Source organism: Algoriphagus winogradskyi (genome assembly GCF_900182815.1).
In the GTDB taxonomy this organism is placed as follows: domain Bacteria; phylum Bacteroidota; class Bacteroidia; order Cytophagales; family Cyclobacteriaceae; genus Algoriphagus; species Algoriphagus winogradskyi.
Genome location: NZ_FXUA01000006.1, coordinates 36,279 through 61,285 on the forward strand (window position 1 = coordinate 36,279; position 25,007 = coordinate 61,285).

Below are 25,007 nucleotides of genomic sequence, written 5' to 3' on the forward strand. Positions count from 1 at the left end.
AAAAACATTAATTATCGCTTGAATAAAGGAAAGCTGTTTGTTCGCAACTTGACGGGAGGACGTTCCGTTACGTAGCTGTTCCGCCGCGAGAACTATTCATAAAAAAAGCTGAAACGATTTCTCATTCCAGCTTTTGATGTTAAACTTTACTTTTAATTAAAGGGTGTAAAACTCCTCCCATCCTTTTCTTGGCGCTTCACCTCTTAGCAGCTGATTTGCTAGTGGATTGTTCGTGATGCGTTGAGTTTCTCTATCAAACTTCAATGTGGTATTTAATTGCTGAGCTAAAACTCCTAAGCAGAATACCTGACTAAGTGGACCTGCGATTTCAAACCTTGAACGAGTTTCTTCCTCACCTTTGCAAGCTTTCAGGAAGTTTGCAAAGTGGTTTGATGGACTTTCAGGTACTTCAGGAAGTTTGCTAGCCATGTCTTTAGCTTTTTCTTCGCCAATAATAGAAAGTGTACTGCCATGCGATCCACCTTTGAAAGTCAGGTCTTTTCCATAAATGATTTTACCTGGATTTAGCTTAGCAGGCTGAATCTGCCCGTTACTGGCTGCAGGAATATCAGCATTCAATTCGGAAGTACCGTAGTCTGCAGGTACAGGAGGTACATTGTCCACGCCATCATACCAAGTAAGTGTCAAAGCAGGCATATCACCACGCTCCGGAAATTTGAACGCCAGTGTAGATGACATAGGGAAGAAGAACGGATTGTGTCCTTTAAGCATCACTGGATCCACTTCATATGGCAAGCCTAGTTCAAGGAATTCATGGACAGTGTCCATTGTATGTGCTCCCCAGTCGCCTAGAGCGCCCATTCCGAAGTCATACCAGCATCTCCACTGTCCGTTGATGAAGTCTTTGTTGTAGTCGTGTTCTGATCGAGCCATCAGCCAGGTATCCCAATCAAGTGTGGATGGCAGTGCTTCAGCTTTTGGAAAGCTTTGCATATTAACATCCCACCCATGCCATCTTCTTGGGCTGTTCATATGAGCCGTCACTGCAGTCACATCCTTGATGATACCAGCTTCCTTCCAAGCTTTGAATTGGAAGTAGTTGCCTTCAGAGTGACCCTGGTTTCCCATTTGGGTTACCACTTTATGTCTTTTGGCAGAGTCCATCATGAGGGTGATCTCATTGAAGGTACGAGCCATTGGTTTTTCAGTATAAACATGCTTGCCTTCAGACATCGCTAGCATGGTGATCGGGAAGTGGGAAAAATCGGGAGTTCCTACAGTAATAGCTTCGAATCCATTTCCAAACTCATCAAACATTCTTCTGAAATCTTTGAATCGCTTAGCATTTGGAAATTTCTCCATCATAGCTGTCGTATGAGGCGCTCCCATATCTACGTCACAAAGCGCTACGATATTACATAGCCCAGTGTCATAAAGTGCATTCATAATCTGAGCGCCACGATTGCCTATACCACAGCAAGCAAGATTAACTTTATCGCTGGGAGCTGTGTGACCCATAGATTTGCCTAGTACCGTAGATGGAACTATAGAAATCCCACTAAGTCCTAATGCGGCTAGTGAGCCTGTCTTGAGAAAATTTCTTCTGTCCGTTTTCATGAGTTTATTATTGTTTTTTTAAGACCACATTGAATCTCGCCTATCATCCAAAATTGTGTAAGATATGAAGTGCTCGAGATCATATTTGAAGGATGTATGGTTGTCATTAATTGATTTTAGAATGAGAAAGTAGGTAATTTTTGTCGCTAGTCTTTCCATAATTATGTTGAAAGGCTAAACAATTAACGGAATCGATACCGAAATAGAATTCTGAGAACAGGATGAAAACCCTTGAAAGTTTTACTATTTTCCCAATTCATTCTCTTAAAAACCATGAAAAACTCATCTTCCAAAAAGCCTGCTTTTTTATTGATTCTGATTGCTGTGTTCTCAATATCTTGTGTTTCAGCTCAAAACGGTCAATCTTTTTTACAATTCAATGGCAAAAGTGGCCCAGGTCAAGGAAAGAATGTCGTTCTAATAGCAGGAGATGATGAGTACCGATCTGAGGAATCCATGCCGATGATGGCAAAAATTCTTTCAGAGCATTATGGATTTAATACCACTGTATTATTTCCGATTGAGCCTGAATCGGGCAACGTAGTTCCGAGCTACCAAAATAATATACCAGGTTTGGAGCATCTCAAGAATGCTGATCTCGTGATCATGCTCATTCGTTTTAGAGACCTTCCAATGGATCAAATGAAGCACTTGGAAGATTATTTCAAATCAGGAAAACCATTTATTGCACTTCGGACCTCAACTCACCCTTTCGCAATCAAAGACAAGAATTCTCCTTACGCCAAATGGACTTGGAACAGTAAAGTTGCTGGTTGGGAAGGTGGCTTTGGTCAGCAGATTGTTGGTGAAACCTGGGTAGCACACCATGGTATCCACAAATCTGAGGGAACAAGAGCTTTGATTGATGGAGTTGACCGTGATGCTGATCACCCGATATTGAGAGGAGTTGATGATATCTGGGCTCCAACCGATGTTTACTCGATTAAGAATTTGCCCTCGTCTGCCAATGTGCTTCTATATGGACAATCAACAGCAGGTATGACTCCAGAGTCTCCTTTAATGTGGGATAAATCTATAATGCCAATAGCTTGGACAAAGGAGTATTCGCTAGATGGAGGAAAAACAGGTAAAGTATTAGGGAGTACCCTAGGTTCATCTATAGATTTTCAGGTAGAAGATATGCGCCGCCTGATCGTGAATGCTTCCTTTTGGTTGTTGGATATGCCGGAAGTGATCACCCCCGAACTTTCTGTGGAAATTGTAGGTAGCTACGAACCGACTATGTTTGGATTTGATAGCTTTAGGAAGGGAATGAGGGTCGAAGATTTCAAATAGTAGAACTGTAAACTTCATTATTTAAAATTCATCATTCCGCATTCTTTATTTTCAATGTTGAATCATGAATAGCGAATGAGAAATAATGAAGGGCAATATGAATAGACTCAATAAGAAAGATTAGAATTCATGAACAAAATAGGATTTAATGTGCTGGCTTGGTCGGCAGAAATGTCAGAGGCGCTGTTGCCTGTTTTAGATCGTTTAAAAAAAATCGGCTATGACGGTGCAGAATTTTTCATAGGAGGTTCACCTGAGGAATCTTTCAAATTAGTTGGAAAGCACTGCGCAGATATCGGCCTGGAAGTGACTGCAGTGACGGTGATGGGAGCAGACCAAAATCCAATTTCACCAGATGCTAAAATTCGTGCGGCGGCAAGTGAGCAACTGAAATGGGTTATTGATAGAGCCCATGATCTAAATGCGCAAGTACTTTGTGGACCTTTTCATTCGGGATTCACTGTTTTTGCCTCGCGAGAACCAATCGAAGATGAGTATTCTTGGTCAGCCGAAGTGCTTCACGGAGTAGGGGACTATGCTAAAGGTGCAGGGATTTTACTAACGCCTGAGGCATTGAACCGTTTTGAATGCTACCTCTGCAATACCATGGATCAGCTTTCGTATTTGCTGAAAAAAGTGGGTCACCCGAATGTACAGGCTATGTTTGATACCCATCATGCAAATATCGAAGAGAAGAGCTTGTCCGATGCAATTAAGTTTATTGCTCCTCAATTGGGGCATTTCCATATCTCTGAAAATGACAGAGGAACACCTGGTTCAGGTCATGTGAACTTCGACGAGGCTTTTAAAGCTTTGGCTGATGTGAAGTATAAGGGCTGGTTGACTATTGAAGGTTTTACCAGAAATGATCCTGCTTTTGCAAATTCAATTGGAGTGTGGAGGAATTTCTCTGAACCTTGGGATATGGCTGAGAATGGTTACAAGCTAATCCAGTCTATGGGAGAAAAGTACGGATTGGGATAAACAGTCTTAACGTAATTTAAACCCAAGAATATTATCTTGGGTTTTTTGTTGTTAGTGATTACACTTTCGATTCCCCATTATGATTTGTAGTAAGGACCTCACTCATGTAATCAAAAAATGGGCGCATTGCTAGAAATGTAAGAATGACTTCTTTCTGAAAATCATCCGATAAAACCTCTTTATCAGTAAATTTTCTTTTCACCACAAATTGCTTTTTCTTAATCAAATCAATGGCAGGGTGATCTTTATCGAAGCCTTTTGGGGCATTTTTTACAGCATCTTCCCCTTGGAGTTCTTCAAAATATCTCACAAAAGTTTTATCAGAAGTTATCTGTTGAATTTCTCTAGTGTCCGTTTCAAATTCCTTGCGGATATTTAGCAGGTCTTCTTTGTTTGGAGCCCAAAACCCACCGCCTACAAAGCTGTTATTTGGCTCTATTTGCATGTAATATCCACCTCTTAACAATGGCTTTGTCCGAGAATATCCAGCCCCGAAATTGGTTTTGAAAGGAGTTTTAACTTTTGAAAAACGAATATCCCGGTAGATTCTGGAAATGTGAATTCCGGATAAACTATCGTGGTTTTGCAGTTCCGTATAAATCTCGTTGAAATACGCTTTGTTTTCCTTTGCAATCAAATCGTATTGTGATTTGTGCTCAGAGAACCATTCCCGATTGTTGTTTTCTTTTAGCAGTTTGAGAAAGTTAATAGCCTTTTTCATCTTAAAGTAAAAGGGTAATTATGCTGGGATTTTGAAAAAGGAGTTTGCCTAGTCTTTTGGACTTTCATGGTTCATTTCTAAACCTATGGTTGTTCTTGGCTTGAACCCTGGCCATTCTTTAGCTTCAGGATTTGCATTCACATCGAGATAGCCTTTATAGGTTTCATTACCTTTTAGGTAAAAGCCCAAAAACGCTGTGACAAAATGCTGGTTGATATTATTGATCCTGCGCATATCCCAAACTGAGTCTGCATATCTCAAATACTCATCAATAGGTCTTCCTGGCTCAAGCGCTTCAGCTGGAGGAGGATTTGGAGCGGTGTTATGCCTAGCGTCAATATATGTTAGGAGGTACCTCTCTGAGTTTATCGCGCCTTCATAGATTGCTTTTGTCCCATCCTCATAGCCTGAGATATCGTCTTTGCTTCCTGCTACGAATAGGGAAGGAATCTTAATGCCAGCCAAGCCTTCCGCGTTCCAAACCCCGCGTTGCATGCCCCAAGGAGCAAAAGCAACAATTACCTTAATTCGTGGATCGATCGAAGCTTCAAATTCAGGGTTGCCAACCGAACGTCTTAGCAAAGCCTTACTTCCGCCAGTCATACCTCCAAAGAGTTGGACGGCTTGTGGGCTATAACCTCCACCAGCAACATTTACAGCTCCATAGCCTCCCATCGAATAGCCAATCAGAGCGGTATTGTCAGCATTCACTAAACCTTTCAAAAAAGACTCCTGATCTTCACTTAGTCTTGCCATTTCATTTAGGACAAAAAGATCATCCAGAGAACGGTTTAGTAAGGTGCTTTGAAAGCCAGCTGCATCTCTGAATGTGGCTTCTGTGTGGTCTATTGCGACTACTACATAGCCTTTTGAAGCAAGATTCTCTGTGAGGTAAGTCATTAAATAGCGAGAACCTGTATATCCATGGGATACTATTACCAATGGGAAAGGCTCCTTTTCATAAACTGCTTTTGCATTTCTTGTTGCTCTGCCTAGAAAAGTAAAAGGAATAAGAGGTCTGGTTGGAGAGCCATTCTGCCCCATTACTTCATCATAAGAAATCAATTCATTGGATGCTGCTTCTGTAGGATACCAGATTTCTACTTTCAATGGTCTATTGTAAAGTGAATCTTCACCCTTGCCATAGTTTAAGATGTCAAGCTGATTTTTATGAATTAAATCAAGGGTTTGGACACCGACTGCATATTCGCCTCGGGCTGCTAATTCTGGAGCATCAGGTAAGAGGTCTCCGTAAACAAAGGGCTTGGAAATGGATTGCCCGAAGCTAATGCTGCTTAAAAAAAGAAGGAAAATTAGAATTGTAGCGAAAAGGCGCTTGTTGTTCATCTCTGGTGTTAAATTAGGTTTATTGCCTCAAGATAGGAAATGATTTTATAACAAAGATGCTTTCAATAGGATAACGATTTTATCTTCTTTTTCTGAGAAAAGTGGGTGCTAACGAGCTTTCGGTGTTGCGTTCTTCTTTAAAACTCTAGTGAAAAAAGACTATTGCTTGATCAATGATTGAATTTCTGAATAGTTATTTTTATCCAAATATTTAACCACCGTTTGATTTGGATCGATTAAGATAGTGGTAGGCATGGTGGTTATGTGATATTTTGAAAAGTAGCCTTGCCCGTTACCGACCAAATGAATTACATCAGAAAACATGGTTAGTTCATTTTCAATATTTTCCTCTGAATCCAAAGAACATAAAATAGTTGTTAATTTTCCTGATTTTGATGCCTTGTTGATGGCGTTTGAGAAGGAAGCGTAGTTTTCTTTGTCCATTTTATCCACAAAAAAATCAAACCTAACAATCACCCATTTTCCTATCATTTCTTCGGAGTAGATTTCTTTATCATCTATAGTTTTGAAGACAAAATCAGAGATTTTTTGTCCAACTTGAGGCTGGAAAGCAGGATCTCTTTGAGAATGATTTTTATTTGGGTCGTCTGGGTGATATAGGAATTTTTCAGGATTTCCATATTCGTCATAAATTTTCTCCAAGCTGATAGTTGGATTTTCCTTTATCATTTGCGAAAATTCCTCCATGGAGATGGGATCTCCAGTTTTTGCATTAAATAATTTATCATCCAAGGAATGACGGGTGGTTGTTGAGACTTTTGTGACTATGACATTTTGATCTTGGATGAGAGACGATTCTTTCGCGCAAGAAACTAAGGCAAGTAAAAGGAAGTAGAGGAATAGTGATTTTTTAATCATTAGGTTTAATTTTAGTCTCATTAATATAGGTATTTGGCTAAAACTACTCTATAAGTTTCTAAATTTATTATTTCAATTAGTTGATTGTTTTATTTAGTGAATTTACCTACCTCCCATGATCACACTCATGCGCACAGATTCTTCCAATCCTGATTTTATAGCTCTGGTAAAGTTGCTGGATGCATACCTGGCCGAGAAGGATGGAAGAGACCATGATTTTTACAATCAATTTAATAAGATCGTCAACCTGAAAAATGTGGTGGTTTGCTATGAAAATGAAACCCCAATAGCTTGTGGTGCAATGAAAGAATTTGATGAGAATTCTATGGAAGTGAAACGCATGTTTACTTCTCCTGAAGCTAGAGGGAAAGGCTTTGCATCTCTTGTATTGACAGAATTGGAAATTTGGGCTGCCGAATTAGATTATAATAAATGCGTACTCGAAACAGGGAAAAGGCAGGTGGAAGCTCTTGCACTCTATAAAAAGCAGGGATACGTTCTCATTCCAAACTATGGACAATACATTGGGATGGACAATAGCGTATGCTTTCAAAAAAAAATATAACCCCACAGGTCATGCGAGGAGAAATAGGGCTCACGGCTTTTTTTCCATAACTCTGTCAAGTTTTACTTCTAGCCATTTACTCTAGGTCGCTTCATGCTTACTGTATGCGATGATGTAAAACCTACCTCGGTATCTCTTCTTCAATTTTTCAGCTTTACATTTATTTCAGAATCTTAATCCCAACTGCCTCTACTCCTGGCAGTAAATCCTGCCGCATGTATTGCAATAGCGTAACACTTTTGGTCTGCTGATCAAATAAGAAAGGAAGTGTATCGTAGCGCGTGTAAGAATTCCCAAAACCTTCTCCTAGCGGCTCTCCAGACTTCGGGTCGAATAAAACCATGTTTACCAACTTATTGTCTAGAATAACTCCTGCCGAATCTTTACTGATGATTCTCAGGTAGCAGTTGGAGAAAGCATATTCCTCGTTAAATTTCATCGCCACCAAGTTAGGCGTGTTAATCAGCTCTACATCCTGAAAATCAAAAATAAGGCTATCAGTGACACCCCAGTTTTGATTGGGTAGGCTTTGAAAATCCTCGTAAATGCGGCCGTCAGTACAGGCTACACTTACGAGAATAAGTACTACTAATAGGCAATGTTTTACCTTATTCATTTCCAGGTTTATTTGGATTTGGCCCTTGGTTTTTTCTAGGAGGGAACCTCTTTTTTCCTTGTGGTTTTGGCTTAGCCGGACCAGCATTCGGGTTTGAAGCGTTCCCAGCATTTCCATCATTAGCTTTTGGCTTCTGCACGTTTTGCCTCTTTGGAGGGCCGTTTTGCGGCTTTGTCTGCTGAGGTTGAGCTGCTGGAGCCTGTCCAGCATTGGCCTCTGGATTCCTAGGCTTATTCCTGTTTTTATTCCTACGTTTTTTAGGATGATCTCCCGCCGGTCTTGGACCTTGATTGGCTTTTTGAGAAGCAGATTGCTGAGCCTGAGGTTGATTTTGCTTTTGAGGTGGTTTATTGGAATTATCTTGATTTCTGTTCCCACCTGCATTTCTGTTTTGTGGACGAGGTTTTTTCTTCCGTTTGGGGCTTGTAGAAGCAAACTTTTTATCCAGAAGCTCTAATTCTCTCGTAGACTTGGCAGCCATATCTTCAATTTCTGAAGCTTCATTGTACTGGAGAGTGAAGACTTTTTTTCCTTTTTCATTAATCGCAAGTATCTCTTTTACTCGCTCGCAGGTAATGCTATGCCAATCGTTGTCATTATTATAACTGAACCACATCAGCTTGCGGAAAATATCCGTTTTCTGAAGTTTTGCTGGGCCCGATTCGGTCTGAAGGGGACGATCGATGGATGGAATATCTTTGATCGCATCCATGTAGGTGTCCAACTCATAATTTAGACAGCATTTCAGTCTTCCGCATTGACCACTCAGTTTTCCGGGGTTTAGAGATAAGTTTTGATATCTCGCCGCTGAGGTGCTGACGTTTTTAAAATCAACCAACCAGGTGGAACAGCATAGTTCTCTTCCACAAACTCCGATACCTCCAAGCCTTCCCGCCTCTTGTCTTAGGCTGATTTGGCGCATTTCTACACGGATTCTGAATTCACCCGCCAGCGCTTTAATCAATTCACGGAAATCTACGCGGTCGTCTGCGGAATAATAAAAAGTAGCCTTGGAATTATCTGCCTGATATTCGACATCCGACATTTTCATTTTCAACCCAAATTCCTCCACAATCTGACGACATCTATAAAGCGTAGGGATTTCACGGTTTTGAGCTTCTCCCCACTTTTCCATGTCTTTTTGATTCGCGACGCGGTATATTCTCAGGATTTCGTCGTCATTCCTGATTTTTCTTTTTTGCATCTGAAGACGAACAAGTTCGCCTTGGAGTGATACATAGCCTATGTGATGTCCACTTGGGACGTCTACTACGACAGGATCACCAGTATTTAAAGCAAGAAAATCCACATTTCTGTAGTATTCTTTTCTTCCTCCTTTGAATTTTACTTCTACTATATCAAAGTTGTCTACCTCGGGAATTCCCATGTGAGATAGCCAATCGAAAACATTCATTTTATTACAATCACTCGTGCCACAGGTGCCGTTACTTTGGCATCCTCCGGTCCCTCCTGAGGAGGTTGAGCATGTGCTACATCCAGACATAATATATAGACAGGGGCTGAGCCCTGGTTAGTTTTGGGTTTAATTACATTAAGTTCAGGATATCCATTCCGATATCCTTGCGGTAGTAGGCTTGGTCCCAATCAATGCTCTTCACAGTGGTGAACGCATTGCTCAAAGCTTCCTGCATTGACGTGCCTCTTCCTGTCACAGCGATTACTCGACCACCTTGATTGACTAATTCTCCCTTATCATTTCTTGCTGTGCCTGCATGAAAAATCTCGGCACCCTCAACGGTTTCTGGAAGAGAAATTACTTTCCCTTTTTCATAAGATCCCGGATATCCACCACTTACCATTACTACGGTGGTTGCATAATCTGGAGAAATCTTAAGCTCATAAGAATCCAGAGTTCCGGTACCTATGCCATGAAGTAATCCCAAGAAATCACTTTCAATTCTAGGAAGCACTGCTTCCGTTTCTGGATCACCCATTCTCACATTGTATTCAATGACCTGTGGCTCACCGTCTTTGTTCATTAGGCCTATGAATAAAAATCCTTTGTACGGGATGTTTTCCTTCGCAAGACCATCCACTGTAGGCTTCACGACCTTTTCTTCCACTTTTGCCATAAAGGCTTCGTCTGCGAAAATAACGGGGCTCACAGCTCCCATTCCTCCTGTATTCAGGCCAGTGTCTCCTTCGCCTATTCTTTTGTAGTCTTTTGCCTCTGGCAAAATCTTATAGTTTTTTCCATCAGTAGCAACAAACACAGAAAGCTCGATTCCTGTCAGGAATTCTTCAATTACAACTTTAGAGGATGCTTCGCCAAATTTCTGATCCAAGAGCATCTCCTTCAAGGAAGTTTTTGCGTCCTCCAAAGTCAAGCAGATCAGCACGCCTTTACCAGCGGCAAGTCCATCTGCTTTTAATACGATAGGAAGGTTTTGTTTGTCCAAGTAAGCCAAACCAGCATCTAGCTGATCTGCAGTGAACGTTTCGTAAGCTGCAGTAGGGACATTATTTCGTTGCATAAAACGCTTCGAAAAGTCCTTGCTGCCTTCCAGTGTAGCTCCTAATTGGGAGGGGCCCACCACGGGAATTGATGAAGTTTCAGGTTGGTTTTGAAGGTAATCTACTATCCCTTTTACCAAAGGCTCTTCGGGGCCTACGACTACAAGGCCTATGTTTTTTGAGGTTATAAAATCTCGTATGGCGTCGAAATCAGTGATGCTGATGGAGACATTGGTAGCTATGGATTCTGTGCCAGCATTACCTGGAGCGACATATAATTGGGTGCAATCGGTACTTTGTACGATCTTCCAAGCGAACGCGTGTTCTCTGCCTCCGCTCCCTAATAAGAGTATATTCATTGACTCAATTCAAGTTAATTTGCATGCTCAGAGATGAATTTGATCCGGTAGACTCGCAATTCATCTTCTGCGAAATCCTCGTCTTCGAGTTCATCTAAGGCTGCTTTGATCTGATCACTAGTAGCATTCATAAAGTAATCGTGGAGCAAATCCTCCCGATCCTCATCCATGATCGCTTCTATGTAGTAATCTATATTTAGTTTAGTTCCGCTATAAATGATCTGCTCTATTTCGTGCAGTAAATCACTCATACTTATGTTGAGGTTTTCTGCTACCTCGTCCAAGCCTACCTTGCGGTCGATCTGCTGGATTATTGAAATTTTTACTTTTGACCTAGTTCCAGATGACTTTACTACGACATCTGAAGCGGTTTCTATCTCATTCTCTTCAACGTAATTCTCAATTAATTTCAGGAATGAAGACCCGAATTTAAGGACTTTTCCCATACCAACGCCAATGATTTGCGCTAGCTCTTCTCTCGTAGTTGGATAGACGGTTGCCATTTCTTCCAAAGAAGGGTCCTGAAAGATAACATAGGGAGGAAGGCCTTTGGAACGGGCTACTTTTTTACGCTCTGCTTTTAAAAGTTCAAATAGCTTCTCGTCATAGGCGATTCCGGCACTGATGACAATTTCAGCTTGGCCTGATTCTACTTCTTTTGCGAAATCGTGGTCATGGTGTAGGTCAACCTCAAAAGGAGATTCAAGAAATTCTTTGCCTTTGGAAGTTAATTTTAGGACCCCATAACTTTCGATGTCCTTTTCAAGCATGTTTAGAATCATTACCTGACGGATTACTCCTATCCAGGTTTTTTCAGAAGAATCTTTCCCTTTTCCGAAAACAGGAAGCTTATCGTGTGAGTAACTCAGCACATAATCTGTGGATTCGCCTACAATTACTTTCACCAGGTGATCTAAGCCAAAACGTTCATTGGTTTGTTTGGCAGCTTCCAGTACGGTAGTCACCATGTCCATCCCTTCGAATGTCTCCCGGTTTCGCTTACAATTGTCACAGAAGCCACAATCGTCATTCATCGTCTCACCAAAGTAATTCAGGATGAATTTCCTTCTACAAACTCCAGTTTCAGAATAAGCAGCCATTTCCTGCAAAAGGGTTTTGGCATTTTCACGCTCGGTGACCGGCTTGTCCTTGTTGAATTTGTCGAGTTTTACAATGTCTTCATACCTATAAAACATGAGGCAATGTCCTTCCAAACCATCTCGTCCTGCTCGCCCTGTTTCCTGATAGTAGCCTTCCAAAGATTTTGGCACATCATAGTGGATCACATAACGAACATCAGGCTTGTCTATTCCCATTCCAAATGCAATAGTGGCCACAATCACATCCAGTTCTTCATTTAGAAAATCTTCCTGAGTTTTGATCCTAACAGAGGAATCAAGTCCTGCATGGTAAGGAGCAGCATTTACCTGATTTACTTTGAGTAGTTGAGCGATTTCCTCTACTTTTTTGCGACTGAGGCAATAGATAATTCCGGATTTCCCTTTGTGTCCTTTGATGAACTTGATCAAATCCTTTTTTGAATCATTTTTGACCTTAGGACGAACCTCATAGAAAAGGTTGGTTCTGTTAAATGAAGATTTGAATAAATCAGCTTCTTCCATCTGCAGGTTGCGCTGGATGTCCTGCTGCACTTTAGGTGTGGCAGTTGCAGTCAGTGCGATGATCGGCAAGTTAGGCGCGATCTGTGCGATGATGGATTTGATTCTTCTGTATTCTGGCCGGAAGTCATGACCCCACTCAGAGATACAGTGAGCTTCATCGATGGCTACAAAACTTAGAGTAGCTGCTTTGAGAAATTCTACATTTTCTTCCTTTGTCAAGGATTCAGGCGCTACATAAAGAAGTTTGGTTTTCTTCTTCATTACTTCGCTTTTCACGCGTGTAGCTTCAGATTTATTGAGGGTTGAGTTCAGAAAATGAGCATTGATTCCCAATGCCTGCAACTGATCCACCTGATTTTTCATCAAAGCTATCAACGGAGAAATCACGATAGCCGTACCCTCATTCATCACTGCGGGCAATTGATAGCACAAAGATTTACCAGCACCCGTAGGCATGATTACGAAGGTATTTCGCTTGTTTAGCAAATTATCGACGATCATTTCTTGGTTCCCGCGAAATTTGCTGAACCCAAAGATTTTTTTAAGATCTGCTTTTACTTTTTCTTCCACTTGTTAGGGGGCTAAAAGGGTAACTAAAGCCTGTAAACAGGAATGATTTATTACATTTATACCCAGGTTCAAAATTAGTTATAAACACAGGTAAAATTGAATTTAGCTAAAAATATTAGAAATACAGCCACGAGAGTATTGCAAAACGAGGCTCAGGCCGTGTTAAATCTCGTTGATTTTTTAGATGGCGATTTTGAAGCCTGTGTAGCCCATATTTTGGATTCAAAGGGAAGGGTAGTTATCACAGGAGTAGGTAAAAGTGCGCTTATAGCCAATAAGATAGTTGCCACACTTAATTCTACGGGAACGCCAGCCATTTTCATGCATGCCGCAGATGCAATTCATGGAGACCTGGGAATGATTTTGGAAGAGGATATCGTGATTTGTATCTCTAAAAGTGGCAATACCCCTGAGATCAAAGTATTGGTTCCTTTGCTTAAAAACCTTGGTTCCAAACTTGTCGCTTTAGTTAGCAATACAAAAAGTTTCCTTGCTGAGCAGGCAGATTATGTGCTAAACGCCACCATTGGTGAGGAAGCATGTCCCAATAATTTGGCTCCCACTACCAGCACGACAGCACATTTAGCGCTTGGAGATGCATTAGCAGTATGCCTACTTGAAGCGAGAGGGTTCACTCCAGAGGATTTTGCCAAATATCACCCAGGAGGATCTTTGGGTAAGCAGTTGTATCTCAGAGTTGGTGATGTGCTGGGGGGAAATGAAATCCCAGTAGTTACCGAAAATGCCAGTTTGGCTGAAGTGATCTTAGAGATTTCCGGCAAAAGATTAGGTGCGACTTCTGTAACTGATGAGCAAGGAAATCTAAAAGGAATTATTACGGATGGAGATTTGAGGAGAATGCTTCAGAAATCACTAGATATTCAATTTCTCAAAGCTTCAGATATTATGACGGTAAATCCCAAATCGATTTCGACTCAGGAATATGCCGTTCGTGCCTTGAATATGATGAAAAATCATAATATCACGCAGCTTGTAGCCATGAATGGGGATAAAATCGCAGGTTTTGTTCATATTCATGAATTGATGAAAGAAGGAATTGTTTAACTTTTAGCATGCACAATAAACCCTATATTCTTATAATGGCCGGAGGAATCGGCACAAGATTTTGGCCATACAGCCGTAGGAAGAGGCCTAAGCAATTTTTGGATGTTTTGGGCACAGGTCGGTCACTATTGCAAATGACGTATGATCGATTTTTGGAAATCGCCGAACCTGAGCAGTTTGTTGTGATCACTTATCGTAAATACCTTGCTCTGGTAAAAGAACAACTTCCTGAACTGAAAGATCATCAGATTCTTTCTGAACCTCTTCGTAAGAATACTGCAACTTGTATAGCGTATGCTACTTATAGAATACATTCTTTGGACCCAGAGGCTAAGATTATTGTGACACCTGCAGATCATCTCATCTTGCAGGAGAAAAAATTCACCCGTACCATCAATCAAGCATTAGAGGCAGCAGACTCTGACAGACTCATAACCCTAGGAATCAAGCCAAATAGACCAGATACTGGCTATGGCTATATCCAGTACATAGAAAGCCCAGATAACATCGCGTATCGAGTAAAGACCTTCACTGAAAAACCAAATTCTAAGCTTGCAAAGACATTCGTAGAAAGTGGGGATTTTGTGTGGAATTCAGGAATGTTCGTCTGGAAGGCGCAAAGCCTGATAAAGGCATACGAAGAATGCATGCCCGATTTGGCAGAGGTTTTTGAAGAAGGCAGAGCAGCTTATGGCACTGCCAAGGAAGCTGAATTTGTATCTACGGCTTATACACAGGTCAAAAACATTTCCATCGACTTTGGGATAATGGAAAAATCAAGCCAGGTGTACGTCATCTTGGGAGATTTTGGTTGGTCAGACTTGGGCTCCTGGAATAGCTTATTTGAGCTAAGAGATAAGGATGAAAACAACAATGTGGTGGACGCAAATGCCGTTCTTTACGAAACCGAAAACAGCTATATTAAAGTAAAGGGGGATAAGCTAGTTGTAGTTCAAGGCCTGGAAAACTACTTGGTCAACGAGACAGATAATGTGCTTTTAATCTGCAAACTAGACGCTGAGAAAAAATTCCGTGAATTTGTATCCAACGCAAAAAAGAAGGGAGAAGACTTTATCTAAAATCTTCCCCTTCCACAATGTTTTTATCATTATTTTCTTTGCCTGATTGCTTCGTAAATCGCCACTCCGGCAGAAACAGAAACGTTTAAACTTTCGATTCTCCCTGCCATTGGGATTTTCACTTTTTCGTCTACGATTCCCATTAGTTCGGTGGATATCCCATCTTCTTCAGATCCCATCACCATCGCAACTGGCACGGAGAAGTCAGCTTCATACATGGTTTTCTCAGTTTTTTCTGTGATGGCTACCAATACTAAACCTGATTTTTGAAGGTCTCTGCACGTATAAAAAAGGTTTCTTGATCTAACGACAGGAAGGAAGTTCAATGCACCAACCGACGTTTTTATTGCGTCAGAGTTGATCTGGGCACTGCCTTTTTCGGGAATTACTATTGCATCTACTCCGGCACATTCTGCAGTTCTAGCGATTGCACCAAAATTTCTCACGTCAGTAATTCTATCTAATATCAAAATTAGTGGAGCTTTGCCCACGTTGAAGCAGCTTTCGATTACATGATCCAATGAAGCGTATTCTATGGAGGACATCTGGGCTACTACACCCTGATGGTTTTTGCGGGTGATTCTATTGAGCTTAGCATCAGGAACTCTGACTACGGGGATTTTTTCAGCTTTGCAAAGCTTAATCAATTCCTTAATTAGGTCATTGTTGATTTCTTTCTGAACCAACACCTTGTCAATGTCTTTGCCTGCATGGATAGATTCCATGACAGCTCGTGTTCCAAAAATAAAATCTTTTTCGTGTTCGCCTTTTTCAATCAAAAAGCCATCTTTCCGCTTCTCCATATGGATATGTTTTTGAACCAAACCGGCTGGTAAGCGCGGGAGCGATTCAAGGTGTAATAGTGAGGGCTAAGTATGTTTTTAACCCGCGCAAAGGTAAAGCGAATTCTTGAACTCTCATTAGTTCCTCCATAACTCCACACTTCTCTATCCAAATAAAAGTTGACTTCCTGCGGAGGGCCCATGACGATATAAATCATTCCCTTGTCCGTTTTCCAGCCTTCTTTGAAGTCGGTGAAAAGGATATTTGCAAATTCTACCTGTCTAAAATATTCCCGAATCAGCTCTTTGGCAGTTTCAGGATTTCTCGTCAATCCCAACCAGTAGGTGTCCAGAGCCTTCTTTTTGTCTTCAGCTGCTTTCAGGTCATCATGTTCTTTTCTGGTGGAAATGTAGGTGACCATATCCACCATTTCGTCCCAATCCTTAACTTTTGGAAATGCCTCATGAGTAGTTTTCAGAACAAGTCCTGTACTGGCAGAAGTATCGCTTTGGATGAAATAATAGCCGATTTGATCAAAAGATTTAGGGATGTTTTCCAAGAAATCTCCGGAGTCTATCACCTCTAATTCTCGAGGTACTGCTACCGGCTTGGTTTCCATGGGTGGATAAGGCACCTCCAAACTAATTGGATAGTAAAAATTATGTAATGTTGGCCCCCCATCAGATTTGAATAGTAAAGACTCACCAACGTTTAGGTAGTTCTGGTCAAAACCTACATAATTAGCATAATATGCCCCGAAATTTGGCACATCAAAGATGAAACTACTTTTGAGGTCAGTAGAATAGTAATATTCATCTCCCTGTCTCGTGTCCAAAGCAGTAAATAAGGCGATTGCAGTTTTCTTAGTTGCCGGTATTTCTACCGTCTTTTCAAATACCCAATGCCTATCTGTGTCGTACTTCAGGTCATCTGAGGTTAAAATATAGGTGTTGTCAGAAATGATTTCCTCCTCATAGCTATCCAAAACAGAATAGGTAAAACTAAATGTATTCAAAACAGGATTTTCTTCGATTTTTTCGACCTGTAATTGAAGTTTGTACTTCGTCTCTGATACCTTGATAGGAATGATTTTTAGAGATAGTCTAGAGTATCTTGAATAGCGAAGTGTCTGATTTAGACTGCTTAATGTCTTTTGAGCTAGGGTGGGTAATGAGCATCCAGCGAAGAGGATCAAAAAAATTAGGAGTCGGCTTGTTTTACAGTTCATCGGGTGTTGATCTCGGGTTTTCAAAATTAACCTTACTTTTGCCAAAATAGTAAATTTTTGTATGGCTACCTATACAACGGAAATCGCCTCTGACAAGTTGGTCAGTGACAATCCTATTCATCAACGCTTACTGAAAGCATACATTGCTGCTCAGCCTTGGATTTCTGGCAAATTGCTGGAAGTTGGTTGTGGAGAAGGCCGTGGTGTGGAGACACTTTTGCCTTTTGCGGACAGTTATCTAGGTTTGGATAAAATCCAGGAAGTGATTGACGAGCTTAAAGTTCGCTTTCCGAAAGTCGAATTTCAGCAAGCGGTGATTCCGCCATTTGCTGGAATCCCTGATAATTCCTTTGATACCGTGGTGAGTTTTCAGGTGATCGAGCATATTCCAAATGACAGGTTATTTCTAGAGGAAATTTACCGTGTGTTGAAGCCAGGAGGCAAAGCCGTGATTTCTACTCCGAATATCAACCATACGCTTTCAAGAAATCCATGGCATGAGCGGGAATATACTCCTCAGCAATTGATTGATTTATGTACGTCTATATTTGATAGTGTGGAGGCAAAAGGAGTCGGAGGCAATGAGAAAGTGTGGGCTTACCATGAGGCTAACCGCAAGTCTGTACAGAAAATCATGCGATTCGATATTTTTGATCTGCAATACAAATTGCCTGCATCCATTTTGAGAATGCCGTATGAAATTCTCAATCGCAGGAATAGAAACAAACTTCATCAACAGCAGGGAAAAAGCGTGGTAGATATCACCCACGAAGATTACCCGATGGTGGATGACCCTTCGAAAGGATTGGATTTGTTTTATGTGTTAGGGAAGAAGTAAGGGGGACTTTGTAGTTCAATATGTACTCCGCTTTTCTAACTGTAAGGTGATACAAGCAATGTAGGATATGCTAAACTTAATAATTGAGCCCATTTCGATCTTCGATCACTTGTACTGAGCGTAGCCGAAGTATCGGTCTTCCAATCTGATTAGCAGAGAACCTAAGGTCGGTCATCATTGCGGATAATCATATTATTCGAAGAAAGCAGCTTTAATTCCTGTAATAATCATATTGGTGCCGATGATTGCGATGATCAAACCCATGATTTTTCCGATCACCACGATCAGATTTTTACCAAGACGTTTTACGATTTTTTCGCCTAATTCAAATGCAATATGTGTTAAAAGACACATCACAGCGAATACGGCTATTACAATTAGAATATTGATGTAATTGCCTTTGGAAGCAAAGTTCATCGCAGTAACGATGGTGCCTGGCCCTGCTAGAATAGGAATTGCCAAGGGTGAAATTGCTATGTTTTCGTGAGTCTCTGGCTCTTTTATATGTTTGACACTCGATTTTTTGGACTGTAGCATTTCGAAACCCACATAGAAAATCAGAATACCCCCAGTGATTTTAAAAGCTGGAATGGTGATTCCGAAGAGTTCGAAGATAAATTTCCCCAGTACTACAAAAACAACAACTATCACAAAGGCAGTAATGGTAGCTCTCTTGCTAACACTTCGCTTGGTGGCTTTATCCAAGTCATCTGTCAAAGAAGCGAAAATTGGCACATTCGCAATCGGGTTCATAATGGCGAAAAAACCAGTAAAAACAGAAAGGGTGAAGGCAAGGATGTTATCCATATAGGAAGATTTTGCGGCTGAATGTGGTGGATGCTGCGAAGGTATCAAAATCTTCTGCTTGAATGAAAAGAACAGCCTTTGCATCTTCCTACCTGTACCTAATCAATATACGCTATTTGTCGTATGGCGAGGGGAATCATGCAGTTATACATTTGAAAAGTATTTTAAATCTATAAAACTATGAAAACTTATAACTCTACACTTTGGACTTTACTTTTAGGAGTCGTTCTAACTTTTTCAGCTTGTAGCTCGGATGATGATAACGATCCTACTCAACCGACTCAGACCAGCCCAACGCCAACAGCACCAAGTGATGCTAACGCCGTGTTGGCAGCGGTACTGTCGTATTCAGATTTGCCTAGTTCGGTGCCAAGCGTACCTGGAGTAGGTGGAATTGCTATTGATGTAGCTTCAGGATCATTTTTCAATGGAGCTGTTGGTAGCACATTGGTCAATGTAGGTGAAGTGAAATTGAACTCAAAGGCGCTTACCATACCTGGAGGGAATGCTTACATTAATAATCCTACCGATTTTTCTTATTCACTAGTGGCAGGTCAATCTAATTCATGGCAAGTAGCAGGAGGTAGTGGTTTTGATGCATTTTCGCATACTACTACAAAGAAAATGCCTTCTCAGGTGAAATTTGCTTCTTCAGTTGGAGCTAGCTTTAGCAAAGGCTCAGACATTACACTGTCGATCGAGACAATGACTTCAAATACAGATAACATCCTTTGGGTGATTTCTGATGGTAAAACAACAGTTACTAAAGAATCCAAAGCAACTTCTGTTACGTTCTCCGCATCTGAATTAAGTGGATTGAAAGCTACTTCTTCTGGTTTGGTTCAGGCAGCAAGCTATAACGCGGAAGAGAAATCCTTTGGAGGTAAAAAAGTTTATTTTATCAATGAGTCTGTTCACACTAAAATCGTGGAGATTAAGTGATAAGCATTTTTCGGTAGAAAATAAGAAAAGTCAAAGCCTTCTCATTTTCTACCGATTTTTTTTAGCTCAATTAAAGCCCAAGCGATTGGGTTTTATTTTTTGGAAACCATCACTACTCTTCTATTCTTGGCTTTACCCTCCTCGGTAGAATTTGAGGCCACTGGACTCAATACCCCAACTCCTTCTGCAGTTATTTGAGTGGAAGGAATATTGTGTTTTTCTGTGAGCTCGGTTACCACAGCTGCGGCTCTTGCCTTGGATAGCTTCATGTTGTGTTCGGCAGTTCCTGTATTGTCGGTATGTCCTACTAGGTAAATCTCTACAGTGGGATTATTCCTGAGATATGTTGCGATTTCATGAATTAAGCCAGAAGATTCTGTTTTAATGGTAGCTTGATCGGAATCGAAATAAATTCCATAGAATGTTACTTGCCCATCTACGGCCATCAACTTTTCAATTTCAGCCGCATTGAAATCTACGTATTGCTGCATGGTAGCTTCCATGATGGTAGTCACACTGTACATGCCACTGCCGTCTGAAAGCACATGTATCCAATAGTTATTTCCACCTTTCTCTAAGTAGAAATAAGCGGCTGATCCACTGTAGAGTAGTTTTCCTCCGATTTTTTCCACTGCATTTTGGTAATTCTTATAAATTAAAACTGTAGATGGGCGATTTTCCCATTCTCCATTCCAGTTGTAAGAAATTACGGATTTTGTGCCTTCTTTTACGAAGTATTCCCGGCTGCCTCCATTCTCTTGTTTGTTGAATTCGTGCGAGTCAAACTCCCGGTATTCACAGTTAGAAACTGTGTGGTTGGGGAGGGGAGTGAAAAGTTCATAGCTCAAACAGGTTTCCTTGTTTTGAGCGAATAGCACTAAAACACTACTGAAATAAACAGCTAAGCTAAGTGTCAATTTTAACATGAGAATTAAGTAAAGTTGGTTCGAAAAATTAAGTAAAAATGTATGCTAGTTTTTTACCGAAGGATTGAAATGATGAGGCTGTCCTATCGATGATACTAAGATAGATTAAAGAATGATAAATAAGATCTCAAGAAGAGATCCACGAAAATGAAATTGAACTCATTCTAACTTTACAGTGCCTTTGATAGGCTATATGGTTAAAAGAAAGGTCTATAGCTAGGGTTTTGATCTAGTGAAAATCCGCTTAAACGGCTCCGTTGTCTGCCCTACAAAATCCTCTGGAAACTTGTCCTCGTCAGGCAAGCCTACTGGCAGATGTTCATCATCAGAGGGCCAATAATTAGTTCGGAAAAGGAAATCCCATAGACTCAGGGAAATTCCATAATTAAATCCATGCGGATGACTTTCCGGTAACTCTCTGGCGTGATGCCAAAGGTGCATCTGAGGACCATTAATGATGTACTTGAATGGTCCTAATGGGATATTGAGGTTAGCATGGCCAAGTTGCCCAAGGACCAACGTGAAAATATGCACAATAAAGAAGTCCGTAATCCCAAAACCAATCATCGCCAACGGGATATATTCCAGCGTACGATATAGGATGTTTTCCATCCAGTGATAGCGGAGCAACGCTGCAAACCCCATTTCTCGCGTGCTGTGATGGACTTTATGGAATTCCCACATCCAGCCTACATGGTGATACATGCGGTGAATCGCCCACTGCATGAAATCTCTGACTATAAATAGGATTACCAATTGCAGCCAGCCAGGTAGCTGATCCACTTTAATAGCGACAGTGTTAGTGATGCCAAATAATCCTAGAAAATCATTGAAGGCCTCCACAGCCACCATAGAAAGGGCATTGTATGCGACCAGCGCAAATAGGAAGTAATTCCAAAAAAGATAGAAAATGTCCAGCCAGAAATGTTCTCGGATCAGTGGTTGATTTTTCCTCCAAGGAAAAAGAATCTCAAGGCCATATATCACCAAAGAGGCTCCCACTAGCCAGTAAAAGTAATTGTGCCAGCTAGGATTCAGGATCTCTCCAATAAAGTAATTCCAATAGCCATAATAGCCGTCAGCAATTGCTTTGATGTATTTTTCCATGGTGCAAAGATGGGTAATTAATGCCAGTCAATTTGTGCGCTTTGTCACCAACCAAATTTAACCTTATTTAGTTTTGGATCTGTCTGCAATTGGATGTCTAAAAAGAAGCACACCGAAGGTGATGCCGAATCCAATGTAAAGAATTCCAACAACCCAAATCATGGATGGTAATTCAGGAGTAGATAAAAGTCCTTTTAGCAAGGCAAGTCCCGCTATCATAAAATGGCTCAGATTAGCTATTGCTACAGGGCGGTTGTAAATCCCGCCGATAGGTCGGCCTTTGTTCATCCAATTCAGCATTCCAAAACCAAAATAAAGAGCACCTACTATTTGCATCAAAAACAAGGAGATTTGATCAGTACTAAGTTCTAAAACTTGCAAAATCAAATCAGGTGCGAAGGTGAGGATGATTCCTGCCGCATACATTAGTATCGCGCTGGAAGTCATGACTAGTTTGGTGTTCATGAAGAGTAAAACAATGTTGACTCTAAAAGTAAAAAAGATAGAACAACCTACCTGAACGAGCTAGGTAAATATAAAAATGAGTGCGGCGGCTGCCACACTCGTGAGCTCGAATTAAACGTTTTTCGATTGATCGACCCTGAAGGAAACCTTGCAGACACATCCGTAAGAAGTAACTTTTCCGTCTTTCACGTGCGCTTTGATATCCTTCACATAGACTGAGTCAATGTTGTGGACAGTTTTGGAAACTTCATCTACTGCATTTTGAATTGCATCTTCAATTCCTTTTTCTGAGGAGGCGATTACCTCCAATACTTTTACAATTCCCATATTGTTTTGGTTTTTAATGAATGATAGGGTTAATAGGCCTATTCATACAATCGCCATGCTAAGGGAAAAATTAAAACTGGTTAGGAAATGAGGTTTAAGGGATTTTGAAGCTTTTGGTCCTTGGAATAAAAGGAGGAATTAGAATTATTTTTCTCTCTCAATCAAATTGGTACCTAAGATCAGGATATTTACTAAAGGCCGATCGCGATTGCTGGTTTCGGTCGCTGCGATCTTATCGACGATATCCATTCCAGAGATTACTTCACCAAATACAGTGTAGTTTTGGTCTAAATGTGCTGCTCCACCAACAGTCTTATACGCCTCACGATGTGACTCTGGATAGTGATATGGAGTCATGCTTTTCAAGTAGTTTTCAGTTAGGGAATCAAGCTGGCTTTTCAAGATGCCGATGGCCTCCTTATCGTCTGGGTTACGATTTTTCAATAATTCTTGATATGCTGCAAAAGTAGAACTGGTAGCAGGATCGTTTATGACATGGTTGTATGCAAGGCCTTTATTGATGCGTTTCTCAGCAATATCAAGCGTGCTATCCGTGTAGGTTCTTCCTTGCACAATATAGAATTGGATAAAGCTTCCTTTTTGCGTAGGATTTGAATCATCACCTTCCCGGGCTGCCCCCAGAACTCCTCTTTTGTGAAAATGTGAACTGGTAATCTCCGCTGGAATAAGTTCATCGAAGCCGAGCAATTCTTTCTTTTTGGTAAATGAATCCTCATGAACTCTTTCCCCTGCCTGAATCATAAATTTCTCGATGACCCTGTGAAAGAGGATGCTGTCATACATCCCTTCTTTGACCAAACTGAGGAAATTATTGCGACTTAAGGGAGTGTCATCATAGAGACGAATGACAATTGATCCTTCAGTAGTGACTAGTTCTATATCCTTGTTTAAGTCTTTTTTAGTGATTTTAGATTTGGTCAATGAATGACAACCTGCAACAATTAGGATCAAGGTACAAGCAAGTAAATTTATTCTCATAGAGTTTTAGAGAAGAGTTGAGGTTCGATTATAATTGGAAAATAGTGAATTGTATGTCCTGTAAAAAGCATGGACATTTTTTCTCCAAGCTCTTTTCATTAATTTTCTTTCTCAATTACGTTTCCTATGACCTTAGAATATTACCGAGATTATTGTCTAGCAAAGCCTGGAGTGACTGAAGATACGCCTTTTGATGCCGATGCACTTTGCTTTCGGGTGGGCAATAAAATCTTTTCGATCTGCTCCATTTCGGAATTTCAATACATCAACCTGAAGTGCGATCCTGAGCGGGCTGTGGAGTTGTGCGAGCAATACGATGGAATTACTCCGGGTTATCACATGAATAAGCAGCAGTGGAATTCGGTGAGCACAGTTGGAAATGTTCCCGATCGCTTGATTTTGGAATTGGCGGATCATTCTTACGCCCTTATCTTTGGCAGCTTGACCAAAAAGCTTCAAGCTGAAATTCGCCCATGAGTTATTTTTCCATTTCAAATGTTTCCAAATCCTACGATGAGCTACCAGCATTGTATCCGTTTTCACTTGAAATGGCCCAAGGGGATTTTCTGGCAATCGTAGGAGAAAGCGGATCAGGAAAGAGTACTCTTCTGAAAATCATGGCAGGTCTGGAAGTACAGGATTCTGGGGAAGTTTTCTTAGATGGCAAGCCGATTTTGAACCCAAATCAGAAAATCGTTTCCGGGTACGACGAGATCCGATTGATTCATCAGAATTTCCATTTATATCCCAATTCTACGGTGGAGGAAAATATCTCCAGGCAATTGCTTCACTACGAAAAGGAATATGCAAAAAGCAGAGTTGAATATTTGCTTAAACTTTTAGGGTTGAATGAATATAGAGATAGATTTCCTCGTCAGCTTTCTGGAGGGCAAAAGCAAAAAGTGGCGATTGGTAAGGCTATGGCTGTAGAACCAGATATTTTATTGCTCGACGAGCCTTTCTCATCGCTGGACACGATTCAGACACATCGGCTGATATCAGAGTTGAGGGAGATTTTCAAAGCACTGGGGACCACGGTTATATTTGTGACACACGATTTGGACGATGCCCTCCGATTGACAGACAGTCTGATTATTTTGCAGAAGGGGAAAATCGCTCAAAAGGGCACCTCAAAACAGCTCTGTGAAAAGCCAAAGACTAAATATGTCGCCCAGCTTTTCAGCCCAATAAATAAACTTCCCAATTCTAAGAATAGCTATATCAGACCCGCTGATGTAAAGTTGAGAACCAAAGGCGGATTACTTGCACATGTGACAGATTTGAGATTTTTGGTGCATTATAATTCTCTTCAGGTGCAACTCAAAGAAAGTGGAATCACGTGGGAAGTGGATGATTCACTGAGAAAACACGAAATAGGTGATCGTGTGTACTTATCTTGGGATGATGCCAAGTTGATGACGCTTTAACA

General features: G+C 40.9%; 25 protein-coding genes. 9 read left to right on the forward strand and 16 right to left on the reverse strand.

The annotated features are described in order from the left end of the window. Positions 1–156 precede the first annotated feature (156 nt). Entirely contained in the window at positions 157–1,578 is a 1,422-nt protein-coding gene (locus QOL76_RS14930) for a Gfo/Idh/MocA family oxidoreductase (RefSeq protein ID WP_283413777.1), read from the reverse strand. A gap of 273 nt (positions 1,579–1,851) precedes the next feature. On the opposite strand from QOL76_RS14930, the gene QOL76_RS14935 reads away from it, so the two are divergent. Then, on the forward strand, positions 1,852–2,874 hold the full coding sequence (locus tag QOL76_RS14935) for a ThuA domain-containing protein (protein WP_283413778.1): 1,023 nt from the start codon (positions 1,852–1,854) through the stop codon (positions 2,872–2,874). Between the two features lie 129 nt (positions 2,875–3,003). Further along, positions 3,004–3,858: a sugar phosphate isomerase/epimerase family protein gene (locus tag QOL76_RS14940; RefSeq protein ID WP_283413779.1), complete on the forward strand. Its 855-nt coding sequence runs from the start codon at positions 3,004–3,006 to the stop codon at positions 3,856–3,858. A gap of 58 nt (positions 3,859–3,916) precedes the next feature. Here QOL76_RS14940 and QOL76_RS14945 read toward each other — a convergent pair whose 3' ends face one another. The 3 genes from QOL76_RS14945 to QOL76_RS14955 form a co-directional block, all read right to left on the reverse strand. Continuing rightward, positions 3,917–4,579, reverse strand: a complete 663-nt coding sequence (locus QOL76_RS14945; RefSeq protein ID WP_283413780.1) for a DUF2461 domain-containing protein — start codon at positions 4,577–4,579, stop codon at positions 3,917–3,919. A 48-nt stretch (positions 4,580–4,627) separates the two neighbouring features. After that, entirely contained in the window at positions 4,628–5,926 is a 1,299-nt protein-coding gene (locus QOL76_RS14950) for an alpha/beta hydrolase family protein (protein WP_283413781.1), read from the reverse strand. Positions 5,927–6,085: 159 nt separating this feature from the next. Then, the gene (locus tag QOL76_RS14955) at positions 6,086–6,805 is read right to left on the reverse strand and encodes a TlpA family protein disulfide reductase (RefSeq protein ID WP_283413782.1); all 720 of its coding nucleotides are present in this window, start codon (positions 6,803–6,805) and stop codon (positions 6,086–6,088) included. 115 nt (positions 6,806–6,920) lie between these two features. Here QOL76_RS14955 and QOL76_RS14960 point away from each other — a divergent pair, with 115 nt between their 5' ends. Then, a complete protein-coding gene (locus QOL76_RS14960; protein ID WP_283413783.1) occupies positions 6,921–7,370 on the forward strand; it encodes a GNAT family N-acetyltransferase in 450 nt (149 codons plus the stop codon). A gap of 160 nt (positions 7,371–7,530) precedes the next feature. Here the strand turns inward: QOL76_RS14960 and QOL76_RS14965 are convergent, their stop codons facing one another. The 4 genes from QOL76_RS14965 to recQ all read right to left on the reverse strand — a co-directional run bounded on the left by QOL76_RS14965 (position 7,531) and on the right by recQ (position 13,012). Next, on the reverse strand, positions 7,531–7,986 hold the full coding sequence (locus QOL76_RS14965) for a gliding motility lipoprotein GldH (protein WP_283413784.1): 456 nt from the start codon (positions 7,984–7,986) through the stop codon (positions 7,531–7,533). After that, positions 7,979–9,400, reverse strand: a complete 1,422-nt coding sequence (ricT, locus tag QOL76_RS14970) for a regulatory iron-sulfur-containing complex subunit RicT (RefSeq protein WP_283413785.1) — start codon at positions 9,398–9,400, stop codon at positions 7,979–7,981. Before ricT ends, QOL76_RS14965 begins: the two co-directional genes overlap by 8 nt. A gap of 133 nt (positions 9,401–9,533) precedes the next feature. Then, a complete protein-coding gene (gene purD / locus QOL76_RS14975) occupies positions 9,534–10,820 on the reverse strand; it encodes a phosphoribosylamine--glycine ligase (RefSeq protein ID WP_283413786.1) in 1,287 nt (428 codons plus the stop codon). A gap of 14 nt (positions 10,821–10,834) precedes the next feature. Then, positions 10,835–13,012 (reverse strand): DNA helicase RecQ, encoded by a 2,178-nt coding sequence (gene recQ / locus QOL76_RS14980; protein WP_283413787.1) that lies wholly within the window; start codon positions 13,010–13,012, stop codon positions 10,835–10,837. Between the two features lie 96 nt (positions 13,013–13,108). Between recQ and QOL76_RS14985 the strand changes: the two genes are divergently transcribed. Further along, a complete protein-coding gene (locus tag QOL76_RS14985) occupies positions 13,109–14,077 on the forward strand; it encodes a KpsF/GutQ family sugar-phosphate isomerase (RefSeq protein WP_283413788.1) in 969 nt (322 codons plus the stop codon). Positions 14,078–14,085: 8 nt separating this feature from the next. Then, complete coding sequence (locus QOL76_RS14990) at positions 14,086–15,156, forward strand: mannose-1-phosphate guanylyltransferase (RefSeq protein WP_283413789.1); 1,071 nt, start codon at positions 14,086–14,088, stop codon at positions 15,154–15,156. A gap of 29 nt (positions 15,157–15,185) precedes the next feature. Here the strand turns inward: QOL76_RS14990 and rlmB are convergent, their stop codons facing one another. Together rlmB and QOL76_RS15000 are read right to left on the reverse strand one after the other, a co-directional pair. After that, positions 15,186–15,959 carry a 23S rRNA (guanosine(2251)-2'-O)-methyltransferase RlmB gene (gene rlmB, locus QOL76_RS14995; RefSeq protein ID WP_283413790.1) on the reverse strand — a complete coding sequence of 258 codons (774 nt, stop codon included), beginning with the start codon at positions 15,957–15,959 and terminating at the stop codon, positions 15,186–15,188. Next, positions 15,932–17,167: a GWxTD domain-containing protein gene (locus QOL76_RS15000; RefSeq protein WP_283413791.1), complete on the reverse strand. Its 1,236-nt coding sequence runs from the start codon at positions 17,165–17,167 to the stop codon at positions 15,932–15,934. Before QOL76_RS15000 ends, rlmB begins: the two co-directional genes overlap by 28 nt. A gap of 61 nt (positions 17,168–17,228) precedes the next feature. Between QOL76_RS15000 and QOL76_RS15005 the strand changes: the two genes are divergently transcribed. Continuing rightward, complete coding sequence (locus QOL76_RS15005; protein WP_283413792.1) at positions 17,229–18,005, forward strand: class I SAM-dependent methyltransferase; 777 nt, start codon at positions 17,229–17,231, stop codon at positions 18,003–18,005. Positions 18,006–18,197: 192 nt separating this feature from the next. Here QOL76_RS15005 and QOL76_RS15010 read toward each other — a convergent pair whose 3' ends face one another. Next, positions 18,198–18,812: a MarC family protein gene (locus QOL76_RS15010; protein ID WP_283413793.1), complete on the reverse strand. Its 615-nt coding sequence runs from the start codon at positions 18,810–18,812 to the stop codon at positions 18,198–18,200. A gap of 180 nt (positions 18,813–18,992) precedes the next feature. Here QOL76_RS15010 and QOL76_RS15015 point away from each other — a divergent pair, with 180 nt between their 5' ends. Beyond that, positions 18,993–19,754, forward strand: coding sequence for a hypothetical protein (locus tag QOL76_RS15015; protein WP_283413794.1), 762 nt, complete (start codon positions 18,993–18,995; stop codon positions 19,752–19,754). 92 nt (positions 19,755–19,846) lie between these two features. On the opposite strand, the gene QOL76_RS15020 is transcribed toward QOL76_RS15015, so the two are convergent. The 5 genes from QOL76_RS15020 to QOL76_RS15040 form a co-directional block, all read right to left on the reverse strand. After that, on the reverse strand, positions 19,847–20,680 hold the full coding sequence (locus tag QOL76_RS15020; protein ID WP_283413795.1) for an OmpA family protein: 834 nt from the start codon (positions 20,678–20,680) through the stop codon (positions 19,847–19,849). A gap of 216 nt (positions 20,681–20,896) precedes the next feature. Beyond that, positions 20,897–21,787, reverse strand: a complete 891-nt coding sequence (locus tag QOL76_RS15025; protein ID WP_283413796.1) for a sterol desaturase family protein — start codon at positions 21,785–21,787, stop codon at positions 20,897–20,899. A 63-nt stretch (positions 21,788–21,850) separates the two neighbouring features. Next, a complete protein-coding gene (locus QOL76_RS15030; protein WP_283413797.1) occupies positions 21,851–22,252 on the reverse strand; it encodes a hypothetical protein in 402 nt (133 codons plus the stop codon). Between the two features lie 111 nt (positions 22,253–22,363). After that, a complete protein-coding gene (locus QOL76_RS15035) occupies positions 22,364–22,579 on the reverse strand; it encodes a dodecin family protein (protein WP_283413798.1) in 216 nt (71 codons plus the stop codon). A gap of 144 nt (positions 22,580–22,723) precedes the next feature. Beyond that, entirely contained in the window at positions 22,724–23,578 is an 855-nt protein-coding gene (locus QOL76_RS15040) for a peptidylprolyl isomerase (RefSeq protein WP_283413799.1), read from the reverse strand. Positions 23,579–23,704: 126 nt separating this feature from the next. On the opposite strand from QOL76_RS15040, the gene QOL76_RS15045 reads away from it, so the two are divergent. Together QOL76_RS15045 and QOL76_RS15050 are read left to right on the forward strand one after the other, a co-directional pair. Beyond that, a complete protein-coding gene (locus QOL76_RS15045; RefSeq protein ID WP_283413800.1) occupies positions 23,705–24,055 on the forward strand; it encodes an MmcQ/YjbR family DNA-binding protein in 351 nt (116 codons plus the stop codon). After that, positions 24,052–25,005: an ABC transporter ATP-binding protein gene (locus QOL76_RS15050; protein WP_283413801.1), complete on the forward strand. Its 954-nt coding sequence runs from the start codon at positions 24,052–24,054 to the stop codon at positions 25,003–25,005. Before QOL76_RS15045 ends, QOL76_RS15050 begins: the two co-directional genes overlap by 4 nt. The last annotated feature ends 2 nt before the right edge of the window (positions 25,006–25,007 follow it).